General features: G+C 63.0%; 14 protein-coding genes. 10 read left to right on the forward strand and 4 right to left on the reverse strand.

Features of this window, described 5'->3' with window-relative positions:
• The coding region (locus tag LGR69_RS31425) for a nickel/cobalt efflux transporter (RefSeq protein ID WP_230368550.1) at window positions 1-679 on the reverse strand (679 nt) is incomplete at its 3' end.
• A 13-nt stretch (window positions 680-692) separates the two neighbouring features.
• Window positions 693-971, reverse strand: a complete 279-nt coding sequence (locus LGR69_RS31430; protein WP_230368551.1) for a metal/formaldehyde-sensitive transcriptional repressor — start codon at window positions 969-971, stop codon at window positions 693-695.
• A gap of 519 nt (window positions 972-1490) precedes the next feature.
• Between LGR69_RS31430 and LGR69_RS31435 the strand changes: the two genes are divergently transcribed.
• From LGR69_RS31435 to LGR69_RS31455, 5 genes are all read left to right on the forward strand, one after another.
• Complete coding sequence (locus LGR69_RS31435; protein WP_230368552.1) at window positions 1491-2072, forward strand: recombinase family protein; 582 nt, start codon at window positions 1491-1493, stop codon at window positions 2070-2072.
• Window positions 2073-2075: 3 nt separating this feature from the next.
• Window positions 2076-2519: a hypothetical protein gene (locus LGR69_RS31440; RefSeq protein WP_230368553.1), complete on the forward strand. Its 444-nt coding sequence runs from the start codon at window positions 2076-2078 to the stop codon at window positions 2517-2519.
• 86 nt (window positions 2520-2605) lie between these two features.
• Window positions 2606-3559, forward strand: coding sequence for a toll/interleukin-1 receptor domain-containing protein (locus tag LGR69_RS31445; protein WP_230368554.1), 954 nt, complete (start codon window positions 2606-2608; stop codon window positions 3557-3559).
• Between the two features lie 20 nt (window positions 3560-3579).
• Window positions 3580-4278 (forward strand): hypothetical protein, encoded by a 699-nt coding sequence (locus LGR69_RS31450; protein WP_230368555.1) that lies wholly within the window; start codon window positions 3580-3582, stop codon window positions 4276-4278.
• Window positions 4279-4371: 93 nt separating this feature from the next.
• Window positions 4372-5040, forward strand: coding sequence for a hypothetical protein (locus LGR69_RS31455; RefSeq protein ID WP_230368556.1), 669 nt, complete (start codon window positions 4372-4374; stop codon window positions 5038-5040).
• Window positions 5041-5400: 360 nt separating this feature from the next.
• Here LGR69_RS31455 and LGR69_RS31460 read toward each other — a convergent pair whose 3' ends face one another.
• Together LGR69_RS31460 and LGR69_RS31465 are read right to left on the reverse strand one after the other, a co-directional pair.
• Entirely contained in the window at window positions 5401-5718 is a 318-nt protein-coding gene (locus tag LGR69_RS31460; RefSeq protein ID WP_012340181.1) for a helix-turn-helix domain-containing transcriptional regulator, read from the reverse strand.
• Window positions 5718-6044, reverse strand: coding sequence for a type II toxin-antitoxin system RelE/ParE family toxin (locus LGR69_RS31465; RefSeq protein WP_230368557.1), 327 nt, complete (start codon window positions 6042-6044; stop codon window positions 5718-5720). The genes LGR69_RS31460 and LGR69_RS31465 overlap by 1 nt, the downstream gene beginning before the upstream one ends.
• Window positions 6045-6338: 294 nt before the next feature.
• Here LGR69_RS31465 and LGR69_RS31470 point away from each other — a divergent pair, with 294 nt between their 5' ends.
• The 5 genes from LGR69_RS31470 to LGR69_RS31490 all read left to right on the forward strand — a co-directional run bounded on the left by LGR69_RS31470 (window position 6339) and on the right by LGR69_RS31490 (window position 9695).
• Window positions 6339-6548, forward strand: coding sequence for a toll/interleukin-1 receptor domain-containing protein (locus LGR69_RS31470; RefSeq protein WP_230368558.1), 210 nt, complete (start codon window positions 6339-6341; stop codon window positions 6546-6548).
• Between the two features lie 71 nt (window positions 6549-6619).
• Window positions 6620-7294, forward strand: coding sequence for a toll/interleukin-1 receptor domain-containing protein (locus tag LGR69_RS31475; protein WP_230368559.1), 675 nt, complete (start codon window positions 6620-6622; stop codon window positions 7292-7294).
• Between the two features lie 316 nt (window positions 7295-7610).
• The gene (locus tag LGR69_RS31480; RefSeq protein WP_209650990.1) at window positions 7611-8264 is read left to right on the forward strand and encodes a ParA family protein; all 654 of its coding nucleotides are present in this window, start codon (window positions 7611-7613) and stop codon (window positions 8262-8264) included.
• Window positions 8239-8523, forward strand: coding sequence for a ribbon-helix-helix domain-containing protein (locus LGR69_RS31485; RefSeq protein WP_230368560.1), 285 nt, complete (start codon window positions 8239-8241; stop codon window positions 8521-8523). Before LGR69_RS31480 ends, LGR69_RS31485 begins: the two co-directional genes overlap by 26 nt.
• 158 nt (window positions 8524-8681) lie before the next feature.
• Window positions 8682-9695 (forward strand): hypothetical protein, encoded by a 1014-nt coding sequence (locus tag LGR69_RS31490; RefSeq protein WP_230368561.1) that lies wholly within the window; start codon window positions 8682-8684, stop codon window positions 9693-9695.
• Window positions 9696-10060 lie beyond the last annotated feature (365 nt).

Genomic DNA, 10060 nt, shown 5'->3' on the forward strand with positions numbered 1-10060 from the left:
CTCCAGTCTCACCGATCGTGCGCCGGAAAACGCCCTCGATTGCGCCTCCGCCACAGTTCGATTGCGCGCCGCTACACTCAGGGATCTCTTCCAAGCTTTCGAGATAGTCATGGGCGGTGAGGAACCCGAACGTCTGCCGGGTGCCGTCCGGGCGCAGAGTCTCGATCGTGAGCGCCTTGGCGTCTGGGAGCGGACTGCGCTCGCTACGCACACGCCAACGCGGTGGTACGCCATCCTCGAAGACTTCCAGCGTCAGCACGCCGGACTTGGTCGGGATGAACTTGGCCTCGCCGTGGTGGTTGTGATCGTGCCCGTGATGGTCGTGCTCATGGCGCTGCTCGCGCCACGTCCGCCACGCCATCCAGAGCGCGATGCCCACGATGATGACCGCCGAGGCAAGCTGGAAGTACGGCTCCGACGCCACACCGCCCCACTCCTTCCCGAGGTACTGACCGCCGAGCGCGATGACCCACACGACCGCCGTGTGCGACAGCGTCGCCGCCAGGCCCAGCAGGATGGCCTGGGTGACCGTACCCCTGACCGCGATGATGAAGGCCGCCATCATCGTCTTCGAGTGACCCGGCTCCAGCCCGTGCAGGGCGCCGAGCAGGATCGCGCTGGGCACGAACAGCCACGCATGCGCGGCCCCCTGCTGGAGCAGGTCGGTCGGTGAGGTCATAGGGCGGCTTTCGCTATTTCAGATAGGTCCGCACCGCCTCGATCAGGTCGGCCGCGCCCTGGGCGCGATCGGCATCCGGTTCATTGTCCCGGTTCACGACGTGATGGCGGATGTGATCTTCCATGAGTTCAGCGGTGAGGCCGTTGATGGCTCCGCGCATCGAGGCGACCAGCATCAACACGTCCGTGCAGCCGAGTTCGGCTTCCAGGGCGCGCTCGACGGCTTCCGCCTGTCCTTTGATCCGGCGAACGCGGGCGAGGAGCTTAGACTTCTGCTTGACGATATGGGACATCGGCGGCTTCTGCCTGCCTGTAATATAGGGGGATACCCTATACGTGTCGAGTGCGAATTTCGCTCCTGGGGCGCGGAGGCCGCTATCATGAAGAAGAATGTGACAGGCTTGGCTGCCAAATCGGCACTGTCAAGAGCCGCGTCAGCAGAGCGCGGGCCTGTCTTGCCGGATCTCTCGGTGTGACATTCGACAGACAGCCGCAATTGATTTAGCAGATAGAGATATTGAAGCGAATTTGACCACATCGATTATTAAATAAAACAATCATGCTTCGATTTGTGAGATCTATCTTATTTCTGCCCAAAATTTACTGAGCATGATTAGCTGAAAAAATTGATTGTATTCGAGATTACTTTAAGACGCCATTCGGTCCGCCTTTTATCAATGTCGAGAAAACGACCGTTTTCCTTACATGCAGGCCGAACCCCTCCCCGGCACCCTAAAACGGCCACGTTTGTGTAAGGAAAATATGTCAGGAAAACTATTGTCAGAAAAACGTCCCTGTGGGACTATCCTGACATGCTTGTCGGCTACGCGCGTGTGTCCACCCTCGACCAGAACCTGGATCTGCAGCGCGATGCCCTGCTGAAGGCCGGCTGCGAAAAAATCTTCGAGGAAAAGAAGAGCGGCAAGGCCGGCACCAAGCGGCCCGAGTTCGAGGCCGCCCTCGCCTACCTGCGTCCGACCGATCAGCTGGTGGTCTGGAAGCTCGACCGCCTCGGCCGCTCCCTCGTCGAGATGATGCGAACGATCGACGGGCTGCGGCTAAAGGAGATCCATTTCCGCAGCCTGACCGAGCAGTTCGACAGCGCGACCGCCCACGGCCGCTTCGCCCTGCAGATGCACGGCGCCATGGCCGAGTATTTTCTCGACCTTAACCGTGAGCGCACGATGGAAGGCCTCAAGGCCGCCGTCGCCCGCGGGCGCAAGGGCGGCCGGCGCAAGGCGCTGTCCGAGGGAGATCTGGAGGTGGGGCGTGCTCTGCTCGCCGCCGGCAACATCTCGATCGCCGAGATCGCCAAGCGCCTCGGGGTCAGCCGGATGACCTTCTATACCTACTTCCCGCAGGCGCGGACGCGCAGCCAGGCTGTGAAGGGCTGACCCATGCCGATCCGCCCGGAAAACCGCTTTTTCTACCCTATCGACTGGGTGCAGCTTTCCCAGGTGGTCCGCTTCGAGCGGGCCAAGGGCTGTTGCGAAGGCTGCGGCCGCCCCCACGGCCAGCTGGTCTGCCACCTGGGCGACGGGCGCTGGTGGGATAACGCGGCGCAGGTCTGGCGGAGTGGCAAGGGTCGCAAGCTGAAGCTGGCACCGCCGGAGACCCTGCCGGCCGACACACCGCGCTATACGACCCGGGTGTATCTGGCCTGTGCCCACCTGGATCACGACCCGGGCAACAACGCGCCCTCGAACCTCAAGGCGCTTTGCCAGCGCTGCCACATCCTGCATGACCGGGAGGAGCATCAGCGCCAGCGCTGGTTCACCTATCGTCTGCGTAAGGCCGCCGGAGACCTGTTTCTAGGACCGTATCCGTTTCGCTACCTGTGAAGCTTAGCTTTTGACTGCCGGAGCGTTGAACCAAAGACCAACATCGACATTAACTTGGCAGTGATTTTTGGTAGGGTCGGCCATTCATGACGGATTTCTTTATAAGCTATACTTCTGCTGACGTTAAATGGGCCGAGTGGATCGGCTATGCGCTTGAGGATAACGGGTTCAGCGTCGTTATTCAGGCGTGGGACTTCCGCCCAGGCAGCAACTTCGTGTTGGAGATGCAGCGTGCGGCAGCCGAAGCCGATCGCACCATCATGGTTCTCTCTCCGGATTACCTGAAATCGCAGTTTGCCTCACCGGAATGGGCGGCCGCTTTCGCGCAGGACCCACAAGGCCAGGATCGGCGGCTGGTTCCGGTGATGGTCCGCAGCTGCGAACCCAAGGGGCTGCTGCCGCAGATCGTTCAGATCCGCATCTTCGGTCAGGACGAAGCCACCGCCAGGCAACTGCTGCTGCAGGGCGTGGAGCGCAAGCGCGCCAAGCCTTCCAGTCCCCCGCCGTACCCGGGCGCTGCAGCCGTGCCGCCGAAGGACTTCCCGGGGCCAACGACCCCAGCTGCCGCTGCTCAGGCTCGTCCGGCCTCACGACTGCTCCCCAACCTAAACCGCGCACCTTCGGACATCGACCGGCGTCGGTTCATCACCAACGGGTTCAACACGATCAAAAACGTGTTCGAGGCAAACCTGCAGCAGGTCGAGCAGGAGGAGTCGAGGATCCAGACGGATTTCCAGTTAGTGACGAACACGGATTTTCGAGCCGAGCTGTTCCTTGATGGAAAAAGCAAATGCATCTGCCGGATCTGGCAGGGCGGGATGTTGTCATCGGATGGTATCTGCTATGCCGAGGGACGTGTTCACTCTGACAACTCCTGCAACGAGATCATCTCGCTCGCAGAGGGTGGGCAGCTTGCTTTCAGAGCCATTATGGCCATGGGACATTTCTCGTTCGAGAAGCAGTTTGATCTGAACAACATGTCGCCCGAGCAAACCGCAGAATATCTCTGGCAGCGGTTTGTCAGTTCGCTCGGGCACTGAGCGACAAGGGCGTTTGCCACATGGGCATCATCAATCTGACTGCGGAAGAGCAACGGGCCCTTGCACGGATTGATGGGCGCGAGCTGGACAGGCTGATCGAACAGGCACTCGATCATGAGCAGGCCACTCCCCTTTATGGCCTGCCGCTAACCTCCTGCGGCCCCTACGTGTCCCAGCAGTACTGCAACTTCCAGCGGGACCTGACCGCTTACCGGGAAGCTAAAGCCGATCGCAGGCGCCAAGAAACTGGCGAGCGGGCGCGTCGAAGTGGTGACCGGTTGTCTGCTGCCGTAGAGCAGATGAAGCATCGGATGATGGCCGAGGCTGCGGAAGGCCAATTCTTCTTCGTGGATGACCTACTCTCGCCGCCGCTGTCGTTCTCTGACCGGCTAAGCTTTGTGGTGCATTACCGCTGGCGCAAGGCAGTAGATGACGAGTGGATCCGTGGCAGTATCGAGTTCACCCACTCTGTCCGGCCGCACCCTGTCTATACTCTGCCGCCAAAACGCAAGCCAACTGCTGCCAAGATCCGCGAGCAGGAGCAGAATGATCGTTACGATGCCTGGAAAAGCCTAACGGACGGCGCCTGTCAGCACGTGCGCGACTACCTGCGAGAGGGTAAAGACCCCGCCGCAATACCAGCGAGATTTGTGGTCAAGACAGACGGCCAAGGCAACCTCAACAATTTCAGTACCAGGTTCTGGTCAGCTGAGATCTAGTTCTCCACACCTATTGCGACGGCTCAGCTTAAAGTATGTGAACTAGCGGCGGCTCATCCTTAGATTGCGTCCGGGGGTTGCCGGAGGGCCAGGATGCCGCTCGAAAGCATTTCACTGCGCAAGCTGCTCAAGATCGGCTTTGCCACGCCCAACCGGCGCCGCGCGGAACTGCGGGGGATCATTCGACAGGACCGCGCCAAGGCGGCCGGCGCCGCCGACGAGGGCGGCGACTTCTATGCTGGGTTCTGGGCGGATGCGCGGGCCCATGTCTTCGGCACGCAGGATCTCCACGAGAGTACCGCCGAGCGGGTGGCTAGCAACCGTAACCGCCAGCGCCTCTATCCGTTACTGCGGGATGGCTTCCTGAGGTGGTGGTCGACGTACCGCCGGCGCACGAACGAGCCGTTCCAGCTTGGCCCCTCTCAGCGAACCCGGTTCGAGATCCCGGGCCTGGCGTCAATGGTCAAGGTCGAGAGCATCCTGTCGATCACGGACGGCTCAGGGAGCCACCACTACGTTTATCCGTACTTCGCGGAAGCCCCGGAGCTAAGCGCCGATGCTGCCAAACTGGGCTTATGGCTGCTTGGCCAGGCCCTGCCGGAGATCCCACCTGAGCGCTTTCAACTGCTCGACGTGCTTCGCGGGCGGGCGTTCTCAATCACCCAAGCGCCCCTGCAGGGCGATGAAGAGCAGCAGTTCCTGCGCATGTACGCCGGCCTGATCCAGGAACGGGATGGGCTCAGGCGGCTGGCGGAGGAGTGAGCCGGCGTAAGTGACCTCGCCTGTCGGCGTGTTCTGCCGCACACTCAGGTTCGCAAACGAACGCATTTGTTGCGTTGCGAAAGCGACGGGGCTTGTTTGCTGCGGCGCAGGGTGTAGTTTGTTTCTCAGCGGTTGTGCGATGGCGTCGCGCAGCGGCTAGCCCTTCTTGGGCGTTTCCTCCCTAGACTTCGGGCCGCCCTCCGTCTCAACGCGGGGTGGCCTTTTTTCTGTCCGGGAGGCTGCTCTTAAATGCCAATCTCTTCCCCGACAAGCAGCATGATGCCGTTCTCCCTGCTCTGAGCACGGCGGCTCCGGAGAAAATGACGGTCCACGGTACCGCTTGCGGTAAACGGTTTGCCGTTAACGGCTTGCGGCAACACCCAGATGCACGCCCGCAGCCTTCTGCACCGTGCTCAGGACGCTGAAAAGGTTGCTGGCTGTGGGATTGCCGGTCGGGCTGAGCATGCGCATCAGGCTCTTGGACGAGGAGCCGGTTTCAGCGGCGAGGCGCTCGAAGCCGATCGTCGCGTTGATGTAGTCGCGGAGGACCGCCTTGCCGGTATCGAGGTCGCCGGCCAAAAACTGGTCGACCGCCTCAGTCAGCAGGGCGTCACGGAACGCCGGGTCGCGCTCAGCGCGCGCCTTCACGGTGTCCTTGAAGCTGCGGGTCAGGGCCATCACCCCTCCTCCTTCTTACGTCGTTTGTACTCCGCCCAGTGCGCCTGCGCCTCGGCGATGTCGTCCTGCTGCCGGCGCTTGGTGCCGCCACACAGCAGGATGATCAGCGTGTCCCCGTCCCGGCCGAAATACAGCCGGTAGCCAGGACCCCAGTCGATCCGGAACTCCTGGACCCCTCCCCCGACCCCCTTGGCGTTCGCGAGATTGCCGCGCTCCATCCGCGTCAGCGCCACCGTGACCTTAGCCGCCGCCTGGGCGTCCAGATCATCGAACCAGCTGGCGAACGGACTCCCTCCGCGGGTGTCCAGAAACTCCCTGATCTCCATTCACTATAGTACCGTATATGTTACCAATCAAGCCCGCTCTGACAGGCTGCTGGCTCTTCGGTACACCCGAGCGGCTTAGCGAGTCCCTGCCGCTGCCTGCCCGAACGGCAGGTTTCTGCCAAAACGCTCGCGTTGCCGCATGCCGTACACGGTTTACGGTAAGCCGTTCACCGCAAACGGTGACGTTGAACAAAGATGGAACGGACGCCTAGCCTGACCATTGGTCTGCTGAGCTGCCAAGACCGTTAGAGGGAGAGCAGCTCAACCCGATCACGCCCGGAGGCGCTGTCTCCGATGCCGAACAACGCCTTCATCTCCTACGCCCACGCCGACGAGAAGCACCTGGAGCGTCTGCACAAGCACCTGGCCATGCTCCGCCGGGACGGCCGCCTGCAGGCCTGGTCGGATCACGCGATCATCCCCGGTGACAACGTCGGCCAGACGATCAGCGCAGCGCTCGACCAGAGCAGCCTGTTCATCGCGTTGGTCAGCCCGATTACCTGAACTCTAACTACTGCTACGAGAAGGAATTCCAGCGGGCGCTGCAGCTGCAGGCGGAGGGACGCCTGCGCATCGTGGCTGTGATCCTTGAGCCGTGCGACTGGCTCAATTCGCCGTTCAGCCAGATCCTCGTCCTGCCCAAGGACGGCAAGCCGGTGTCCGAGTGGACCAACGAGAACACCGCCTACCTCAATGCCGTGGAGGGGATCCGCCGGGCGCTGGCCGCCACCGCCTCCCCCGGACCGGACGTGGCGGCTGAGGGCACTGGCGCGACGGCGACCGGCACAACTCGTCGCGTGCGTGTCAAGCAGCAGTTCGATGCGATCCAGAAGGCCGAGTATGCCGAGGCCGCCTTCAGGACGATCCAGACCTACTTCCAAAACGCCTGCGCCGAGCTGCACGAGGCCAGCGACCAGATCCGTGCGCGGTTCGAGTTGATGGGCCCGAACGCGTTCACCTGCACGGTGGTCAACCGCGCCCTGATGCGCAACGGCGAGGCGCACATCACGGTCCGCCACGCCCGCGGCGGCCGCATGCATGTGGGCGACCTCTCCTTCGTCTATCAGCCGCATGCCGACGACGGCACGTCGAACGGGTGGATGAGCGTCGAAGCAGACGACTACAACCTGTTCCTGAACGCGATGATCGACGGACTGGGCCGTTCCCGCGACGAGAAGGTCACGCCGGAGCAGGCCGCCGAACGGCTTTGGAACAACTTCGTGACCCAGGCCGGGATCGAGTACGAATAGAGCTGCCGCTTACCGCATGCGGTATGCCGCAGCCGCAGTGGTCAACTCCACGGCCTTCATTGTTGCGGCCGAAGCCATCAAGCTCCTGTTTTGACAGTCTTACCGTATGCCGTTTGCGGTAAGTGGCGGCGATCGTTGCGCTGTGAGCGTCCTCCCCAGATCATCGACCCTGCGGTGAACTGGCCTCGCTGCAGAATTTACCGTAAACGGCATGCCGCTTACCGTGTGCCGCATAGGGCACACCGCTTGCCGCTTACCGCGTGCAGTTTGCTGTTAACCGCTTGCCGTTTAGGCTCGCCCCCGAAAGGATGCCGCCATGAACGTCATCGCATTTGTCACCCAGAAGGGCGGCACCGGAAAAAGTAGCCTGGCCGTCTCCCTGGCCGTCGCGGCTGAGGAGCGGGGGATCAAGACCTCGATCATCGACCTCGATCCGCAGGGCACCGCCAAGAACTGGTACGAGCGCCGCGAAGGCACCGGCGGGCCGGAGGTCAACGCCCTGCAGGCCGGCCAGCTTGAGGCCGCCATGGGTATCCTGAAGAAGCAGGGCGTCCAGCTCGTGATCATCGACACACCCGGCGTCGACACCCCGGCAGCCACCGCCGCGATCCAGGTCGCCAACCTGTGCCTGATCCCGGCCCGGCCGAGCATCGCCGACATCGAGGCTGCCGCGCCGACCGTGCGCAGCATCACCCGCCTCGGCAAACCGTTCTCCTACGTCCTCAACCAGTGCCCGCCGGGCCGCTCGATCCGCACCAGCGACGCGTTCCGCGTCCTGCAGCTGTCCGGGGCGGTGGCGAACACGCCGCTCGCCATGCGCGCCGACCACATGGACGCGCTGGCGACAGGGCAGGGGGTCACAGAACGCGACACCACCAGCAAGGCCGCCGCCGAAGTGCGCGAGCTGCTGCAGTGGGCGCTCAACCGCATGGAAGGAAAACAGCATGGCCAAGAAACCCGCGTCGCTTGAGGTCGCCCTCAGCGGCCACAGCCAACCCGCTGCCCAGGACACCGCCGAGGTCGTGCAGCACCCGTCTGCGTCAGCCGCCCGTCCGGGCAAGCCGCAGGAAGCCAAGCTCACGGTCTACGTGCCGCCGGCCGCTAGCAAGCGCCTGCGCCTGATGTGCATCGAGCACGATCGCGACCTGAACAGCTACCTGCGCGAAGGCCTCGACATGGTCCTGGCCAAATACGGCCAGCCGTCGCTGGCGGAGTTTTCCGAGAAGTAAGGGGCGGCAAACGGCTTGCGGTAAACCGTAAGCCGTAAACCGTCTGGATTGGCGACAGGCCGCATACGGGCTGCTGCAACAGTGAGCAGAAATTTGGGGCTGCTGTTCCCGAATTTTGGTGCCACTGTTCCCGTCATGCCCTAGCTTGAGTCGCAGCCATGACCACCGGACGCCCACTCACGCCTGAAGAACAGCAGCGCCTCGCGCGCCGCGAGCGGACACTCAAGAACCGGCGCGGCCGGCGCAACCCGGCCGTGATGCCGGACCGCCTGGCCCGGACCTCGGCCTTCGTACCGCGCAAGGTCAACTTAATCACCGACAGCAATTTCACCCGCGTCTACGAGGTGCCGGGCTACTCGGTCGTGGAGGTAAGGGGGCGCGAGCTGGGCAGCCAGCACCGCGACGCGATCTACGCCCTGTTCCGCCTCAAGCGCGAAAAGGTCTCCATGCCCAACCCGGACTACCGGCCGGGCACGTTCATCCCGCCCATGCGGACCTATTACGAGACGCGCACGAGCTGGCGCGAGCTGATCCGCGTGATGGGCCGCACCGAGCACGTGAACAACCTCCTGAGCCTCGTGCACGTGTTCCAGGAGATCCAGCAGGTCAGCGTGCTAATCCATGAGGGCCGCTCCCTGGACGAACTCGACAAGATCAAAAAATCCCGCTCGATCGGGGCCCTGCCGGACAGCCGCGGCAGCGCTGCGCCACTGATCACCGAGGTCAGCTGGGAAGGGGCCCAGCTCGATAGCAGCGTCACAGTCCGCTACGGCCCGAGTGTGCTGCAGATGATCGAGAAGGCCCACCTGGTCAGCATCAACGCCGACGTGCAGTTCCGCCTCAAGGGCGACCACGCCAAAACGTTCTGGCCGTTCATCGACAGCCAGCCGGCCTTTGCTTGGATCGATGAGGAGCGCCTCGCCCAGCTCGCCGGCCGGGATCTCTGGTCGGACAAGGAGACCAGCGCGACCCGGGCCCAGTTCCGCAAGGACTGCCGGCAGGCCTTCAACGACATGGTTGCTGCCGGCGGCCTGAAGGAATGGCGTGAGGAGATCACCGGTTCGGGCTGGAAGAAGTCACGCCGCTATCACTACACCCACGCCGCGCCAACCCAGCTGGAGATGGACCTGGCCAAGGCGGCCGGGCAGGCTGCCGCGCAGCTGACCGCCTAACGCTCTGGAATTGCAGGCTTCACCTCGGAAGTGCAGCCCCAAATTCCGGCTGGCCCTCGCACAGGTCGATGGCGTCTCCCATCGTGGACGCCGCCGCTAAGTCCTTGCAATCATTGCAAGTGCACGGGAAAGCTGGCCCCAGAATTGGCCCAAAGGCCAGTGCCGCACGCTGTGCCGGGGCGGGGGTGCTTTGGGCTAAGTGCTTGTGTCGGCTGGCTTCGCGGCGGAAAGCCGGCCCCAAGTTCACGGCTAAATCTGCCGCAGAATGCGCCGTCAGAGAGCGTTTTAGGGGCCCGGTGAGAGGATGGTCGAAAACGTACGCTAAGCCCGCCGACCGGTGCGGGCGAGGAGCTTTTCTCCGTCTG

The sequence above is a fragment of the Methylobacterium brachiatum genome (genome assembly GCF_020523825.1).
GTDB classification, from domain to species: Bacteria; Pseudomonadota; Alphaproteobacteria; order Rhizobiales; family Beijerinckiaceae; genus Methylobacterium; species Methylobacterium brachiatum.